Origin of the sequence: Vibrio glycogenivorans, assembly GCF_051660965.1 — a bacterium.
Classification (GTDB): Bacteria; Pseudomonadota; Gammaproteobacteria; order Enterobacterales; family Vibrionaceae; genus Vibrio.
In genome coordinates this window covers 229,709-244,762 of sequence record NZ_JBPVIS010000004.1, presented here as the reverse complement: position 1 = coordinate 244,762, position 15,054 = coordinate 229,709, and the positions used below count along the sequence as shown (strand labels likewise).

Sequence of the window (15,054 nt, the reverse complement as noted above, 5' to 3'; positions counted from 1 at the left end):
AGGTTACCCTCTCTATCCCCAGCTTAAATAGTCATAGCATGCGGGGAAGCTATAAGGATATTAGGGAAGTCATCGACAATGAAGAGCACACATTTTATCGAAGTAAAGCGTTACATGGAGCGTCAATACTCTCTGCCTGCCGCTTATATCGACAACCTGAAATCAGCACCGCTGAAAGGGTTTCCTAATCAATATGCCGTTCTGGTGGAGGCGTTCGATAAACAGTGGAGCTTATTGGTTGATACCAGCACGTCGAATATCAGTATTAAAGAAGTGAGCTAGTGTATACCCAAGCAAACCTCGCTGAAACTGCACCTTAAGGCCAGTTGGATATATTTACGGCGATAGCGCGCTGGCTTATTCCTCTCTTTTTGGTATTTCTTTTTCAATAGGATTTTCCTATCAAATAGATAGGCAAAGACGAATGTTCAATCGAACTCTGTTATTGCACTATACCTCCATCGGCGCAGGAGAGCGCCTCAATAGACAATAAGAACTTCAAAAGAGAGTAAGATAATGATCAATACGACTATCAAACCATTTTTAGCGACGGCATTTAAAAACGGTGATTTTGTAGAAATCACTGAGCAAGATGTAAAAGGTAAATGGGCAGTGTTCTTCTTCTACCCAGCAGACTTTACTTTCGTATGTCCAACTGAGCTTGGCGACCTTGCTGACCATTATGCAGAGCTTCAAGAGCGCGGCGTTGAGGTGTACTCGGTATCAACTGATACTCACTTCACTCACAAAGCATGGCACGATAGCTCAGACACCATCGGTAAGATCAACTACTACATGGTTGGTGACCAAACTGGCACCATCACCAACAACTTCGGCGTTATGCGCGAAGGTCAAGGCCTTGCAGACCGTGCAACATTCCTAATTGACCCAGAAGGCGTTATCCAAGCGATGGAAATCACTGCAGAAGGCATTGGGCGTGATGCAGAAGATCTGATGCGCAAAGTGAAAGCGGCTCAGTACGTTGCGGCTAACCCAGGTGAAGTTTGCCCTGCTAAATGGAAAGAAGGCGAAGAGACACTGGCTCCTTCTCTAGACCTTGTTGGTAAGATCTAAGATAACCTGAATTCAAGCTTGGGTTGCATGTTCTAAGGTCCTCCTTAACTTAGGGCGTGCAACCACCTATTTTTGCAAACCTCTTTCTAATGAAAGAGGTTTTTTTATGTCTGCTCAATCTTCAATAGGATTTTCCTATCAAATAGATAGGAAAGGACGAATGTAAAATTCAGCCCCGGTATTGCACTATATCTTCATCGGCACAGGAGAGTGCCAAAACAAACAAAAACAAAGAATTAGCGAGTAACTATTATGATCAATACGACTATCAAACCATTCTCAGCAACGGCATTCAAAAACGGTGATTTTGTTGAAATCACAGAGCAAGACGTAAAAGGCAAATGGGCAGTGTTCTTCTTCTACCCAGCAGACTTTACTTTTGTATGTCCAACTGAGCTTGGTGACCTTGCTGACCACTATGCAGAGCTTCAAGAGCGCGGCGTTGAGGTGTACTCAGTATCAACTGATACTCACTTCACTCACAAAGCATGGCATGACAGCTCAGACACCATCGGTAAGATCAACTACTACATGGTTGGCGACCAAACTGGCACAATCACTAACAACTTCGGTGTTATGCGCGAAGGCCAAGGCCTTGCAGACCGTGCCACTTTCCTTGTTGACCCAGAAGGTGTTATCCAAGCAATGGAAATCACTGCAGAAGGCATCGGCCGTGACGCAGAAGACCTGATGCGCAAGGTGAAAGCAGCTCAGTACGTTGCAGCTAACCCAGGTGAAGTTTGCCCAGCAAAATGGAAAGAAGGTGAAGAGACTCTTGCTCCTTCTCTGGACCTAGTTGGCAAAATCTAAGCTTGCTAGAACACGTTTAGGCGAATTATCGCAGTAATATCGCGCGCCCTAGTTGTATTGTTCCCCCATCGACAATCAAAGCTAGGGCGTGCACCCCAAATAAAAAACACAAACATCAAAAGGGCCCATTTTTGTTTTCCCTTTTAAATTCCTTCTGATGTTAGGCAGTCTCAAGATTAGGTATCAGTATGTTAGATCAAGCAATGAAGCAGCAGCTAAAAGCGTATTTAGACAATGTAAAAAACCAAGTGCAATTGGTTCTCAGCCTCGATGACAGCGGCACAGCCGGCAAGCTCCAGTCGCTTGCTGACGACATTGCTTCGCTAAGCAGCAAAATCGATGTGGTTCGAGATGATGCAGCGAGTGAGCGCAAGCCGGTAATGCGTGTGGTTAACCCAGAAAAAGGCACTGCGATTGGCTTTGCTGGCTTGCCAATGGGCCATGAGTTTACCTCGCTAGTACTTGCCCTGCTGCATACTGGTGGCCACCCAATCAAACTGGACGTTGAGACGATCAAGCAAATCGCAGCGCTTAACACGCCACTTGATGTTGAAATCTTCATTTCACTATCGTGTCAAAACTGCCCTGAGGTAGTTCAAGCCTTCAACATGATGGCAGCGATCAATCCGCTGGTTAACGTGACCATGATTGATGGTGCGGTATTCCAAGACGAGGTGAAACAGCGCGATATCATGGCAGTGCCGAGCGTCTTTATTAATGGTCAGCTATTTGGTCAGGGTCGTATGTCGCTTAACGAGATTCTTAATAAGGTCGATACGGGCGCGGCGGAGAAGAAAGCCAATCAGCTTAACGAAACAGCGCCATTTGACGTTCTTGTTGTGGGTGGTGGCCCAGCTGGCTCATCGGCGGCTATTTATGCTGCACGTAAAGGCATTCGCACCGGTGTGGTCGCCGAGCGCTTTGGCGGCCAGGTAATGGATACCATGGCGATTGAAAACTTCATTTCGGTTAAGACAACCACAGGGCCGAAGCTGGTGGCTAGCCTTGAAGAGCACGTTAAAGAGTACGGTGTTGAGGTTATCACCGAGCAGCGCGCTGCCAACATCATTGACGCTGAAGAGACCAACGATGGTTATACCCACGTGGTTCTAGAAAGTGGTGCTGTGCTCAAAGCACGCTCAGTTATCACTAGTACCGGTGCTCGCTGGCGTGAGATGAATGTGCCTGGTGAGCAAGAGTATCGCAACAAAGGGGTTGCCTACTGCCCACACTGTGATGGTCCACTGTTCAAAGGTAAGCGCACTGCCGTGATTGGTGGTGGTAACTCAGGCATTGAAGCAGCCATTGACCTTGCTGGTATTGTTGAGCATGTGACTGTGCTTGAGTTTGCTGACACGCTGCGCGCTGACCAAGTACTTATCGACAAAGCCAACAGCACACCAAATATCGAGATCATCACCATGGCGCAGACTACAGAGGTGCTCGGTGACGGCACTCGCGTAACTGGGCTTGAATATAAAGATCGCAATACCGACGAAATCAAGCAAATTGACCTGGCCGGTATCTTTGTTCAAATCGGTTTGGTGCCAAACAGCGAGTGGTTGAAAGACAGTAAAGTTGCACTTTCATCGCGCGGTGAGATTGAAGTGGATGCGCACGGCGCAACTAGCATGAAAGGCGTATTCGCCGCAGGTGACGTGACTACCGTGCCTTACAAGCAAATTATTATTGCGATGGGCGAGGGAGCGAAAGCGAGCCTAGGTGCCTTTGATTTCTTGATTCGTAATCCAGCTCCAGTAAAAGATGTTGAGGTCGCGTAAGTTACCAATTGAGTGAGTTTCTCACTCTGCAGTGAGAAATTTCGCCAAACTTGTCTGAGCCCACCTTAATTGGTGGGCTCAGCATTTTTGTAGCCTACTAAAGCTGAGTGACGCTCGAGCTTGGCTTTAGTTGCTATCGGGTGAGGATGATACTGGTGTATAAAGCAAGCGCGCTTGCTAGGGCTAGGCAGTTACTTTAATGTATCAATAAGCTTTATAGTCGAGCGCCCATCAAAGCGGAGAAACATGGATATAAAACAGATAGATTGGCAACAAGCGCTGCCGATCCGACATCGAGTATTGTGGCCAAATAAGGCTCCAGAGTTTAGTCGTGTTGAAGGTGACGAAAATGCCATTCATTACGGCGTGTTTGTTGACGGGAACCTAGTGTCTGTCGCTTCGATTTTTATCCACAACAATCAAGCAAGATTGAGAAAGTTTGCAACCCTGACTTCCCAGCAAGGCTGTGGGTTCGGGTCAAACCTCATTGCCCACATCATAGCGGAGCTTAAAGGCAGCAATATCGACCTGCTGTGGTGTGATGCGCGCTCGACTGCTATTGCATTCTATGAGCGGTTTGGGATGAAGCGCTTTGGCGATGAGTTTTACAAGTCTGGCACAGCGTATTTTAAAATGTCCGTTCACCTCAAATAAGACCATGAGAGTGTGACTAGGCATTGTGTGGATCGATACCTTTTCGGCTAGAGGTTTGCGATTAGGTTGATGTATTGACACTCTTTGTTGCGCATTAGAAAAAAGGCTCGAAACTATATTCGAGCCTTTTCAATCATTTGCTAATGAAAATTAAAGATTAATTTTCTCAACAGCCGTTTGAATCGCTGGCGCAATCTGGCGTTTACGAGATGTTACACCAGGTAGGTTCAGCCATTGCTCTGCTTGCTCAGAACCAAATGCTTGGTTGGCTACCTTTGAGTCAGTCGCGTCAATCCAGATAAGGTTCGCTTCACCGTTCTTGGTATCGGTTACCGAGAAAAATAGGTGGTCGAGCTGCTGTGCTTTTTTATGCGCTTGCATAGCTTCGATAAATTCGGCTTTTCTTGCAATCAACTGCTCAGCCGTGATGGTTTCCGCCACGCCGATACCGACTTTCTTACCTGCAAACTCAAAGTTTTTGTAATCCATGGTTAGGATCGTTGCTGCACTCATGTGGCTAAGGTCCGATTTAGCAATCAGCATTTTCTCACCGAAATCATTGATGTCTGCGATGCCCGCTGTTTTGGCTAGTGACTTAGCATATTGGTGGTCATAGCTGGTGGTGGTAGAAGACTCAAGCACCACAGTGTCAGAAAGAATGCCCGCTAGTGTAGTACATGCGATCTCTTTTGGCAGCTCAACGTTCATTTGCGCAGCGCGATCAGCAAGAATCGTCGCCGCTGAGCCCCATGGACGAATATCAATAGTGGCAATTTGGCTCATATTCACCGGACTACCACCGATAGCGTGGTGATCAACGATCGCCACGATGCTCGCTTCATCAATGGTTTTTTGCAGCTGAGTTTTTTGGTTAAAGTCAACTAGGCCCACTTGCTTGCCAGAAAAATCCTCAAGCACTCTTGGCTGTGCGTAATTACAATACTCAAGAGCAAAGGTGCTTTCTGGATTCATTGACTCAGGGACAACGGCTTCTCCGCCGTAGAGGTGCGCTGCGATAATTGCAGACGTTACTGTGTCAGTATCAGGGCTGATATGACCGGTCCAAACTAGGTTTTCGGTGTTATTTAGGCTTGGGTTGCCAAGGTCAAATGCCATTGCAGGTGCTGCAAGTAGAGAAAAAGAGGTAACAAAAAGGGCAGCTTTTTTCACTGGGTCTTCCTTGTGGGATTGCTCGTTGGATACTGAACGTTATGGTAGGCACTGTTTATTAAACAAATATTACAGTAATTGCAGTTTTATTATTGATATAATGGCTGTTTAGGGGGCGTCTGAACAGCCCTTCATCATCGTCTAAACTATTCTCTTGTCCTATTTGAGTTGCAATTGTTTTAGTGTAATCGATATCAGTGGCGTTTCCTTATTTTCCCAATTAGGAAACAATGCTGTGTCCCTTTTATGATACCTGCTCTTTTTCCATAACCATATCTAATGGTGGCCACTATTGTCCCTATTTGATCTAGGATTGGGTATCTAAATTTCTGATATAATTAATTATCTTGTTGTTTGGGGCTTTTAGATATCAGCCGTTAAATGCTTAATAATAAAGTTAAATAACCCATAATTATTATTACTAAGACAAGTACTAGAAACAATGAAGTCTAATATTGAAAGCATGGATTTATAGGTGGGCTGGCGAGCAACATGCTTATCAATCAAGGTGCCAAGGATATGGACAGAAAAATTAAGGCAGTTAAAAGACCTAGTATTAATGGGGTTTACCAATCCCGCAAGAAACAGTCGGGTCTAGCAATAGTCGAAATGTCAGTGGTCGCTTCGTTTTTCTTCTTGCTATTTTTTATCATCGTCGATTTGTCTGTTTTTGGTTACGTCAAACTGACGATGCAAAATGCCGTTCGTGAAGGAACCCGTTACGCCATCACGGGTCGATCAGATCTCGACCCGGACGGTAATGGCGTACGAGAAGCGGCGATACTGGCCAAGGTCAATGAAGCATCACATGGGTATCTTGAACGTCTCATGGAGATCGACGATGTCCGCGTTGAAGACCTTGATGGCAACCCTGTCACCGGTTTTGGTCAGGGTGGAGACATCATTGCCATTCATCTAGATTGCGAGTGGACTTCGATAAGTCCATTTACACATCTGTTTTTGGATGATGGCAAATACACCTTCACCGTGAGCAGTGCAATGCGAAACGAAGCCTTCGAATAAAAGGAGTCTGCTGTGAAAAACAACTTAAGAAAGCATAGCGGCTTTGCGGCCGTAGAAATGGTGCTTTTTACGCCCATTTTGATATTACTTATTGGTGGTATCATTGAGCTTTCGCAATTGCTGTATACCAACAACGTACTAGTAGGGATCGCGCGCGAGGGAGCAAACTTGGTGTCTAGGACAACCACTATGACCCCAGACGAAATCATGTCTATCGTAGCGACAACCTCTGGCCCTCTTGAACTAGAAAATGACGCAATAATATACATCACTCAAATTACTGGCCAGCAGGGTAGTGATCCGTTGGTTATTGAGCAGCACCGCTGGAGCCAGTCAGGCATTGATAAAACAAGTGAAGTTTGGTCTTTATGCCGAGCGTGGACAGACGGTATGTGCAACATGCCAAATACCAGCCCATCACTTAATAACCTTGGTATTAGTCTCGATGCAAACGAGACGATCTACGCCGTTGAAATACATTATCGCTACGCTCCGCTGACAAACTACTTCTACGACAGCAGTTTTATCATTTCTGATATTACATTTTTATAAGGAAATAAAAATGAATTTTAAAACACGTTTTCGGAGCTTAAAAAAAGCCAAAGGTTTAGTTGCTGTACTTGGCGTCATTGCTGCTCCATTTTTGGTGCTTGTTGTTGGGTTTACCATTGATACAGGCCGAGCGTTTTTGGTTCAGGCAAAACTGTTCACTGCCGTCGATGCTGCGGCCATCGCGGCAGCGCGATCCGTGTCAGAGGGAGAGAGTGCTGCTCGTGTTTCGGCGAATAAGTTATTTGCTGCTAATTTGCCCCAAGATTATCACGGTGCAAGCACGACAACACCCAACTTGGCGTTTGCCTATGACGAATCCGGTAATATCTCCATCGATGTCAACGCTTCGGTAGATATGGATACGATGTTCCTTGGTATGATTGGGGTGTCAACCCTTCCTGTGGCTGCCGAGGCACAAACAATTAGGCGTCCCGTGGACCTTGTCCTAGTGGTTGATAACACGACCTCTTTGCGATATGGCTCTGTGGGTGATGTCACGCAGGACGTTATTACGCGCTCTAAAGAATTTATTGGTAACTTCAATGAAAACTTCGACCGAGTAGCATTGGTGAAATTCGCTTTTGGTGCTGAGGTTCCGGTTTCTTTCAGCTCGACACGAGGACATAGTAGAAGTAGCTTGAATTCTGCTATCGACGGCTTTCAATTTGGATCCAGATCCGACCCGCAGTTTACCAACTCATCTGAAGGGATATATCGCGCGCTTGATGCGCTGCGTAACATCAATGACCCGGCCAGTCTCAAGGTGATCGTGTTCTTTACCGATGGCGCCCCAAACACCTTTTCTTCTAACTTCGATTTCACTCGCACCCGCACCAACTATACAGGCTCAATAATTTCAGGAGATAGCAGCTCTGGTACGCCATGGGGACTGTGGAACCATAGATCCGTGAACTCTGACCTATCTGGAACGGCAGACCAAGGCAGTAATATCAGTTCACGCCTTGCCAGCTTGCCTACCTACTATAACGCTCATGACTCAGATGATAATGAATTTAGAGTCCTGAACCCTGATCACTCGAATCGTCCTGTTACCCAGTACCGTCGTCGAAGCCACGATGCCTCGGATCTCTATGATCGTGTCAATCGGGTGTCACGTAACCTTGTTGAAGATATGGCGGAAGCTGCGAGACAAGAGGGGATCTATGTCTTTACGCTAGGTCTAGGCTCTTCATTAACCGGAACTGCGGGGCCTGATAATGAAATTGGCGAAGACTTGTTGTTACGGATGGCAAATGATCCACGAATTCTCGATGATCCCAATCTTGCTAGCGATTACCGAGCAAGCCAATTAGAAGGTGTTTATTGCCATGCGATCGATGAAAGAGCAATCGGACCCTGTTTCGATAAAATGCTGGACGTTATTATTCGACTAACACTCTGATTTTTTGACGAGATGTTTGCTCTTTGGATAGCCGTACATTGAATCAAAACCAGGTATGTTACGCTCCCAGATGGGAGCGCCCTCACCGATATGATTGATCACAGCATCAAGAAATAGCCGAGTACGCTGTGGGAGGTTTCGGTGTGGGTAGACGGCGGATATATCTCGAAAATCAGGGAGAGCAAGGTGAGTCATGATCGGCATCAAGCGACCAGTGGCGACCTCATCGCGGATCAAAAATGCAGGTACTAGAGCAAAGCCTTGCCCGTCGAGGGCATGTTGCATTAGCAGCTCGATATCACTGGTATAGTAGGTAATATTCAGCGGCAACTCTTGTTCTTGAGAGTGGCTATCAAGATATTTCAAATGAGTCTCTCGATAACTATCTACCACGTAACCACCGGCTGGAAGCGAGCTGAGTGCTTCGAGTGATTGAGGTGCGCCATAGCGGGATAAAAAGCTGGGCGCTGCGACTAAAAGTTGTCGGGTGCGGGCAATTGAGCGGGCGATTAGGGAAGAGTCATGCAGCTCACCAGCACGAAAGGCAATATCAAATCCTTCTCCGATGATATCCACCATACGGTTTTCCACTCGCAGCTCGATCAAAACCTCTGGATACTTGTCTTGAAAATCAAGTATCACTGGGCGGAGAAAATTGCGCGCCATTGCTGACATAGTCGCGATTTTCAACATGCCTTTTGGGCGCTGGTGAAAGCGCTTGGCCGCCTCGACCGTTTCAGTTAAGGTCGCACGCAGCTTCTGTGCTCGAATAACCACTTCGCTACCCGCCTCAGTCAGGGCAAAATTACGTGTCGTTCGGTTAAGTAGCCGCACGCCCAGCTCCTGCTCAAGCCGAGTAATTTGCTTAGATACGACAGAGCGGTCAATCTCGCGCAGCTCAGCGGCTTTTGCATAAGAGCCCCGCTCAACCACGTCAAGCAGCAGCAGTAGTCTTCCCGTCAGATCCATCCTTCCTCCTCGCATGATTTGCAACAGCACCACAATAGATTTCGTGCCATTGATGCACAAATGTGCGGTATCAACGGATATTTTTGTCCAGCAATCGCGGCATAAGGCGCCTAGCGAAAGTTTAGAACAAGATCTGAGTGTTATTGATGCCAGTAAGGCACTAATGAGATGCCAGTTTAGGGACTGTTTATCCAGGTCCGCCATCCGCATAATTCCTGACAGAGCAAGACATTGAACAAGAGGAAACCGCTATGACTACTTCACTGAGCAGCGAACAGATTTTGATGGATCTTGAGCGCGAGGCCTATCAGCGTACGCTGGCTCGAGATCTGGTTTGGATGAAGGATATTCATGCACAAGGAGCCTTGATGTTATCTCCTGGGAGTGAGGGGCGGCTGGCGAGCGATGTGTATGAGGATGCACTTGCCGAGCAGCGCGCAAACCCTCAGTCATCAAACGCACAAGACAGCGGGAGTTTTTTCTGGGAGCCAGTATCTGCACAGGTGAGTGCTTCTGACGACATGGGCTGGGTATACGGCGTGATCACCATTACCGATGCTAGCGGTAACAAGCAATTTGGCAAATATGTCTCGGTGTGGATCAAAGAAGAAGACAAATGGAAGGTCGCGGCAGAGATCAGAAACATGAACCAATAAGAGAGGTTTATCATGAAGTTACTAAAATCCCTACTGGTATTCGCCAGCTTGTCAGCCAGTGTAGTAGTGACATCTACGTTTGCTGCTGATGGAAAAACTGAGAGGCAGGGCAGCCTGGCAAAGGAGACGTGTGTGGTAGAAGGAGTTGAGAATATTCGTACTCCCCGCTTTAAAGATACCCCTCAAACTCAGGAAATCATGGCGATGGAGAGGCTACTGTGTCAACAGATTGCTGAGCATGCTTTTGATTCGGTTGGTGAGGGGCTACACGAGCACGGAATCATCTTACTCGAGGGGGGAGATATTCTTTACGGTCGAGATCAGCAAGTGGCGATGTTTAAAGCCTTCATTGGCGAGCAAGGCGCCTATTTGACTTACGAGCCTGCAGAGGCGCATGTTAGTCAGGATGGCACCATGGCCTGGGCGATTGGTTTGGTTAAACTAACCCTACCTGGTGAGGCGACAGAGGTGCAAAAATACGCTTCAGTGTGGGAGAAGGTTGATGGCAAATGGTTAAACGTGCTCGAAATGAGGAATAAGAACCACTAGGTTTAAAGCGCTGACACACACCCAAGTAGGCTTTATCCACTTGGGTGTGTGTATAAGGTTAAAACGCTTGCATGGTAGTGGTGAGTGCAACTCGGGTTGAGAGTGCATGCAGGGCGATATTGTGGATCATTTCATCGACGGTGGTGCAGCAATCAGCAAGGACCGAGATTTGGTATTTTTCTGCCGCTTTTGAAAGCGCAGTATGCGTTACACAGTTTTGCGTCATCATGCCACAGAGCAGTAATTCATCAACATCGTGCTCGCTAAGAACAGGCTCAAGATTGGTCCCTTCAAAACTATCAGCAAAGGTTTTTACTACCACTTCGGCATTCGCTGTGATAGCAGAAATTTCGTTGTGGATCTCCACCCCGTGGGTATCGGCATTGAAAAAGGGAGCCAGCCCTTGCTCTGGATTAGCGATATGTTGAATATTGATCACAGGGATCTGTTGTTCGTTAGCACGCGCGATGGCCTGTTTGATGTTAGCGAGTGTTTGCTGCGTGTTCCAAAGTGGGTATTTACCCTCGGGAAAATAGTCGTTTTGTAAGTCGATAACCAATAGTGCTTTTTTACTCATCTTGTTCTCCTAGCGTTAATTTCTCATCTGAATGTAGGAAGAATATCTTGTCTTGTACCCATCAAAGAAGAGTCTAAAATGACATTAATAGTGTCAAAAACGACAGTGTGCAGGGAGCAATAGTGAAACGTATCGTGATAGGAATTTGTCATTACCCCAATGCATCAAAATCGGCAGTCTTTGGATTAGAAGAGATGCTGATAATGACCAATCACATCTGCCAGCAGCAGGGGATTGAGGTTGAGCTTGTTCCTGTCATTTTTGATGTAGTGACATCTTTACCAGCACATTGTGCCGTGATCGTTTTACCGCCGAGCTCTCAGAGTGACTACTGGCTGGCCCCAGATGCGAATTTGCTCAATTGGCTCAAAGCCCAACATGCCCAGGGAGCTGTAATTGGATCCGCTTGCGCTGGGGCCTTTATTTTGGCCGCTACGGGGTTAGTCGGCCATCGACCAGTTACGACACACTGGGGTTTATCAGAGCTGTTTCAAACGCAGTTTCCTGATGTGACACTAGATACTAACCAAATTCTGATTGACCATGGGGATGTGATCTCGGCTGGAGGGATGATGTCGTGGATCGACCTTGGGTTTGAGCTAGTGGCGAAGTTTACCTCATTAAGCATCATGCGCCAGCTTGGCAAACGACTGGTCGTCGATACTGCTTTACGCGAGCAACGTTTTTATACCCAGTTTAGCCCTTCCTTCCTACACGGTGATCAATCCGTGATAGTCGTGCAGCAGATCATGAGTCAAGACTACCCCAAGCGGCTACTTATTGCTGATCTGGCAAGCCAAGTAAATATGACAGAGCGAACCATGCAGCGACGCTTTGCCAAAGCAACAGGATTGAGCCCCAACCAATACCTCCAGCGATTGAGAGTGCAAAAGGCTTGTGAACTGCTGGAAAACTCTCACTGCGCCTTCGAGCAAATCGCCAACCAAGTTGGTTATGAGGACGCTAGCGCATGTCGCAAGGTGTTTATTAAAACCATGGGATTAACCCCAAGAGAGTTTCGTGCCCGGTTTGTAAGAAGCTAAGGCCTGACATTGTTTGTGTCGCCTCTTTTTCGTCACCGCTGCTTGAGGGATGAAAAGCTGGTGGCTGTTCACTAGGAATGTCGTATCAGTGCCAGTGACGGATATTAGAGTGATCGATATCAAAAAAATAACGACGATTTTATGAATATTTTTATGTATACGTATACATATTGATTTGTTGTCATTCAATAATATGGCTTATAAACAATAAATTATGGGGTTTATGATGGATTTATTTTAATTCATATAAGAATTATTGAATGTATACGTATACCTAAATCTCGATGATAATCCACTTCACCAGTAGGTATTTACGCAGAGTAAATCACCAGAAGGCACTGAGGCGGATAGGTGTTGTTGCGTCAACAACGGCCTTAAACATTGAAACTTTGGGACTGAACTATGAACTTAAAACACATGAGTGAGATTGCGATCCAACGTCGTATTCTTGCTTATTTAGTGCTTCTCGCGGGGCACTTTTTCTACTGCTACAACTTCGTGATCATTGATTATGTTAGACCTTTCATTGTTGAGAGTTACGAAGGGTTAACTCTTGCTCATACGGCACAATTTTATACCTGGCAGTCCGTTGGTGCGCTATTAGGAGCGCTTGTGAGTGCTAAACTGGCCGGAAAGCGTGGCTTGATTTTCGTCACCCTGTTAAACGGTCTTGCGACTATGGTTAACATCGCGATGACGGACTACCTATCATGGGCCATAGCACGCCTTGTGATTGGTTTTTCTTTGGGTGGCTATTTCACGATTGCATTTACGGTGATGACTGGCCTATTCCCAGGCTCTATTCGCGGTAAACTTTCTGCCTTTATGTCGAGCATGTTCTCGGTTGTATTGATCTTTATGGGTTTCTACGCGGCGTACCTATCCAGTATCGATGCACCATGGCAAAACCTAATGATCCTTGGCGGTCTTCCACCTGTGGTGATCGCAGGCCTTATGGCGGTTGTGATCCCAAGTGAAAAAACGGTAGTGGCTTACGGCAGCGAAAACGCGACAGACGGTGATAGAGCGCAAGATGAGAAAAAGGGCAGCTGGGGTGAAATGTTCAGCTCGAAATATCGTCGCATCACCATTACGTGTTTATTGCTATCGGGCCTTAACTTTTATGGCTTTCAGTTCTTTAGTGGCTTTGTAACCACCTACCTCAGCACCGTGAGAATGTTTGATGCACAGACGGTCGGGCTTATCTTTTCGGTTGCAGCCTTCGGTAACCTATTCGGCGGCTGGCTGTGGGGTGCAATCTCAGACAAGTGGGGCCGCAAGGTCAACGCATTTGGTTTCATCCTAGCAGGTGTGATGTCTGCGTCATTCTTTGTTGCGCCTTCTCACGTGGAAATTATGGGCATCAACCTACTGGCGATCCTTGGCCTTCTTTACAACTTCGGTTTGGCTTCAAGCCTAGTGTGGGGCGCGTACTTTATCGAGCTATTCCCCGCGCGCCTTAAAGGCTATGGCGCTGCGCTATTCCACGGCGGTCGAATCATTGGTATGTGGGCGCCTATGGTATTGGTGTTCATTCAGACTCGCACCTCGCTAGAAACCGCAATGTGGGGCTCACCTATCCTTTGGCTAATCGCTGCAGGCGTTTGGTTCACGCTGCCGGAAACGGTTAAAAAAGGCCTATTTAGTAAAGACAAAAATTCACACAAACTGGCGACGGAGAAATAACATGTCACGTTTTCAACCAGCAAAAAAATTAGTAAGAGAGTATTTTGACGCGCTAGAGAAGTGCCCAGCATCAGAAGTGCAATCTGTGATGGACCAGTTCATGTCAGACGACTACGAGTTCCTGGGTAGCTACCCATTTCGTGAGCGCTCTGGGAAGTCGGAAGTCGCTGAAAAAGTGTGGCAACCACTTAAGAGCTCTCTGACGCGTATGCAGCGTCGCCAAGACATCTTTATTGGCGGCCAAAACGAATTTAACGACGAGATCTGGGTGATGAGCATGGGCCACTTTATGGGTCTATTCGATGCAGATTGGCTGGGCATTAAGCATACCGGTAAGGTGCAACACCTTCGCTATACTGAGTTTAGCTGTATTGAAAACGGCAAGATCACCAAAACAGGTCTGTTCCTTGACCTGATTGGATTCATGAATCAAGCCGGCTGTTACCCACTGCCGCCAATGACCGGTAGTCACTTCGTCTACCCAGGTCCTCGTAACCACGATGGCTTGCTTTTTGACGATGCGCCAGCTGAAGAAGGCCTGAAAACTCAAGAAGTCATGAATCTAATGGTGGACGACATCGACCGCCTAAACAAGACCGCGCCATTTGCTGATATGGAAACTCTGCGTGAATGTCTGCGTCTGCGCTGGCAGGAAGATATGATCTGGTATGGCCCTTGTGGTATTGGTGCTCAGTACACGATTCCACGCTACCAGAAAGGTCATCAGATGCCATTCCGTAGCGGCCTGAAAGATAAGGTATTCAATGGTCACGTGTGCCGTTTCGCTGAAGGTAACTTCTCGTGCTTCTTTGGTTGGCCAAACCTATCGAACAAGCCAATTGGCGGCTTCCTTGGCCTGCCTGGTGGTGAGGTGAAAGCGGACATGCAGGTGGTTGATGTCTATTACCGCCAAGACGATAAACTGTCTGAAAACTGGGTATTGATTGATATCCCGTATTGGTTGAAGCAGCAAGGCCTAGACATTCTAGAGCGCACCACTTCAATCACCAATCCATAAGCAAGGCTTAATGCATCATTAAGCCTTTATCGCCGCAAGGATGCGGCTTCTTCTTTGCCCCAGGTCATTAATTCAACAATTGATGACTCA

At 46.9% G+C, this 15,054-nt stretch carries 16 protein-coding genes; 13 read left to right on the top strand and 3 right to left on the bottom strand.

Annotated features, from left to right (window positions below):
* The first annotated feature begins 78 nt into the window (after positions 1–78).
* The 5 genes from ACSTTG_RS11865 (at position 79) to ACSTTG_RS11845 (ending at position 4,319) form a co-directional block, all read left to right on the top strand.
* On the top strand, positions 79–282 hold the full coding sequence (locus ACSTTG_RS11865; RefSeq protein WP_438456920.1) for a hypothetical protein: 204 nt from the start codon (positions 79–81) through the stop codon (positions 280–282).
* Between the two features lie 234 nt (positions 283–516).
* Positions 517–1,074 carry an alkyl hydroperoxide reductase subunit C gene (ahpC, locus tag ACSTTG_RS11860; RefSeq protein WP_438474951.1) on the top strand — a complete coding sequence of 186 codons (558 nt, stop codon included), beginning with the start codon at positions 517–519 and terminating at the stop codon, positions 1,072–1,074.
* 252 nt (positions 1,075–1,326) lie between these two features.
* Positions 1,327–1,884: an alkyl hydroperoxide reductase subunit C gene (gene ahpC, locus ACSTTG_RS11855; protein ID WP_438456922.1), complete on the top strand. Its 558-nt coding sequence runs from the start codon at positions 1,327–1,329 to the stop codon at positions 1,882–1,884.
* Positions 1,885–2,072: 188 nt separating this feature from the next.
* A complete protein-coding gene (gene ahpF / locus ACSTTG_RS11850) occupies positions 2,073–3,665 on the top strand; it encodes an alkyl hydroperoxide reductase subunit F (protein WP_438474950.1) in 1,593 nt (530 codons plus the stop codon).
* A gap of 246 nt (positions 3,666–3,911) precedes the next feature.
* Positions 3,912–4,319 (top strand): GNAT family N-acetyltransferase, encoded by a 408-nt coding sequence (locus ACSTTG_RS11845; RefSeq protein ID WP_438474949.1) that lies wholly within the window; start codon positions 3,912–3,914, stop codon positions 4,317–4,319.
* Between the two features lie 150 nt (positions 4,320–4,469).
* On the opposite strand, the gene ACSTTG_RS11840 is transcribed toward ACSTTG_RS11845, so the two are convergent.
* Positions 4,470–5,435 carry a manganese-dependent inorganic pyrophosphatase gene (locus tag ACSTTG_RS11840; protein WP_438457586.1) on the bottom strand — a complete coding sequence of 322 codons (966 nt, stop codon included), beginning with the start codon at positions 5,433–5,435 and terminating at the stop codon, positions 4,470–4,472.
* 546 nt (positions 5,436–5,981) lie between these two features.
* Between ACSTTG_RS11840 and ACSTTG_RS11835 the strand changes: the two genes are divergently transcribed.
* Genes ACSTTG_RS11835 through ACSTTG_RS11825 form a run of 3 tightly spaced genes read left to right on the top strand, consistent with a single transcriptional unit; the run spans position 5,982 to position 8,466 of the window.
* A complete protein-coding gene (locus tag ACSTTG_RS11835) occupies positions 5,982–6,512 on the top strand; it encodes a TadE/TadG family type IV pilus assembly protein (RefSeq protein WP_438474948.1) in 531 nt (176 codons plus the stop codon).
* A gap of 12 nt (positions 6,513–6,524) precedes the next feature.
* A complete protein-coding gene (locus ACSTTG_RS11830; protein ID WP_438456926.1) occupies positions 6,525–7,064 on the top strand; it encodes a TadE/TadG family type IV pilus assembly protein in 540 nt (179 codons plus the stop codon).
* A 10-nt stretch (positions 7,065–7,074) separates the two neighbouring features.
* On the top strand, positions 7,075–8,466 hold the full coding sequence (locus ACSTTG_RS11825; RefSeq protein ID WP_438456927.1) for a vWA domain-containing protein: 1,392 nt from the start codon (positions 7,075–7,077) through the stop codon (positions 8,464–8,466).
* Here the strand turns inward: ACSTTG_RS11825 and ACSTTG_RS11820 are convergent.
* The gene (locus tag ACSTTG_RS11820) at positions 8,455–9,435 is read right to left on the bottom strand and encodes a LysR family transcriptional regulator (protein ID WP_438456928.1); all 981 of its coding nucleotides are present in this window, start codon (positions 9,433–9,435) and stop codon (positions 8,455–8,457) included. The genes ACSTTG_RS11825 and ACSTTG_RS11820 overlap by 12 nt on opposite strands.
* Before the next feature lie 251 nt (positions 9,436–9,686).
* Between ACSTTG_RS11820 and ACSTTG_RS11815 the strand changes: the two genes are divergently transcribed.
* Positions 9,687–10,091 (top strand): YybH family protein, encoded by a 405-nt coding sequence (locus ACSTTG_RS11815; RefSeq protein WP_438456929.1) that lies wholly within the window; start codon positions 9,687–9,689, stop codon positions 10,089–10,091.
* A 12-nt stretch (positions 10,092–10,103) separates the two neighbouring features.
* Positions 10,104–10,640: a nuclear transport factor 2 family protein gene (locus tag ACSTTG_RS11810; protein ID WP_438456930.1), complete on the top strand. Its 537-nt coding sequence runs from the start codon at positions 10,104–10,106 to the stop codon at positions 10,638–10,640.
* Between the two features lie 58 nt (positions 10,641–10,698).
* Here the strand turns inward: ACSTTG_RS11810 and ACSTTG_RS11805 are convergent, their stop codons facing one another.
* Entirely contained in the window at positions 10,699–11,217 is a 519-nt protein-coding gene (locus ACSTTG_RS11805; RefSeq protein WP_438474947.1) for a cysteine hydrolase family protein, read from the bottom strand.
* A 122-nt stretch (positions 11,218–11,339) separates the two neighbouring features.
* On the opposite strand from ACSTTG_RS11805, the gene ACSTTG_RS11800 reads away from it, so the two are divergent.
* The 3 genes from ACSTTG_RS11800 (at position 11,340) to ACSTTG_RS11790 (ending at position 14,964) form a co-directional block, all read left to right on the top strand.
* The gene (locus tag ACSTTG_RS11800) at positions 11,340–12,260 is read left to right on the top strand and encodes a GlxA family transcriptional regulator (protein ID WP_438474946.1); all 921 of its coding nucleotides are present in this window, start codon (positions 11,340–11,342) and stop codon (positions 12,258–12,260) included.
* 402 nt (positions 12,261–12,662) lie between these two features.
* Complete coding sequence (locus tag ACSTTG_RS11795) at positions 12,663–13,946, top strand: MFS transporter (protein WP_438474945.1); 1,284 nt, start codon at positions 12,663–12,665, stop codon at positions 13,944–13,946.
* A gap of 1 nt (position 13,947) precedes the next feature.
* Positions 13,948–14,964 carry a nuclear transport factor 2 family protein gene (locus ACSTTG_RS11790; RefSeq protein WP_438474944.1) on the top strand — a complete coding sequence of 339 codons (1,017 nt, stop codon included), beginning with the start codon at positions 13,948–13,950 and terminating at the stop codon, positions 14,962–14,964.
* Positions 14,965–15,054: the final 90 nt, after the last annotated feature.

Excerpts from the sequence above, each read along its gene's own strand:
- ACSTTG_RS11865 (WP_438456920.1), top strand. The coding sequence starts at position 79 with ATGAAGAGCACACATTTTATCGAAGTAAAGCGTTACATGGAGCGTCAA.
- ahpC (WP_438474951.1), top strand. The coding sequence starts at position 517 with ATGATCAATACGACTATCAAACCATTTTTAGCGACGGCATTTAAAAAC.
- ahpC (WP_438456922.1), top strand. The coding sequence starts at position 1,327 with ATGATCAATACGACTATCAAACCATTCTCAGCAACGGCATTCAAAAAC.
- ahpF (WP_438474950.1), top strand. The coding sequence starts at position 2,073 with ATGTTAGATCAAGCAATGAAGCAGCAGCTAAAAGCGTATTTAGACAAT.
- ACSTTG_RS11845 (WP_438474949.1), top strand. The coding sequence starts at position 3,912 with ATGGATATAAAACAGATAGATTGGCAACAAGCGCTGCCGATCCGACAT.
- ACSTTG_RS11840 (WP_438457586.1), bottom strand. The coding sequence starts at position 5,435 with ATGGCATTTGACCTTGGCAACCCAAGCCTAAATAACACCGAAAACCTA.
- ACSTTG_RS11835 (WP_438474948.1), top strand. The coding sequence starts at position 5,982 with ATGCTTATCAATCAAGGTGCCAAGGATATGGACAGAAAAATTAAGGCA.
- ACSTTG_RS11825 (WP_438456927.1), top strand. The coding sequence starts at position 7,075 with ATGAATTTTAAAACACGTTTTCGGAGCTTAAAAAAAGCCAAAGGTTTA.
- ACSTTG_RS11820 (WP_438456928.1), bottom strand. The coding sequence starts at position 9,435 with ATGGATCTGACGGGAAGACTACTGCTGCTGCTTGACGTGGTTGAGCGG.
- ACSTTG_RS11815 (WP_438456929.1), top strand. The coding sequence starts at position 9,687 with ATGACTACTTCACTGAGCAGCGAACAGATTTTGATGGATCTTGAGCGC.
- ACSTTG_RS11810 (WP_438456930.1), top strand. The coding sequence starts at position 10,104 with ATGAAGTTACTAAAATCCCTACTGGTATTCGCCAGCTTGTCAGCCAGT.
- ACSTTG_RS11805 (WP_438474947.1), bottom strand. The coding sequence starts at position 11,217 with ATGAGTAAAAAAGCACTATTGGTTATCGACTTACAAAACGACTATTTT.
- ACSTTG_RS11795 (WP_438474945.1), top strand. The coding sequence starts at position 12,663 with ATGAACTTAAAACACATGAGTGAGATTGCGATCCAACGTCGTATTCTT.
- ACSTTG_RS11790 (WP_438474944.1), top strand. The coding sequence starts at position 13,948 with ATGTCACGTTTTCAACCAGCAAAAAAATTAGTAAGAGAGTATTTTGAC.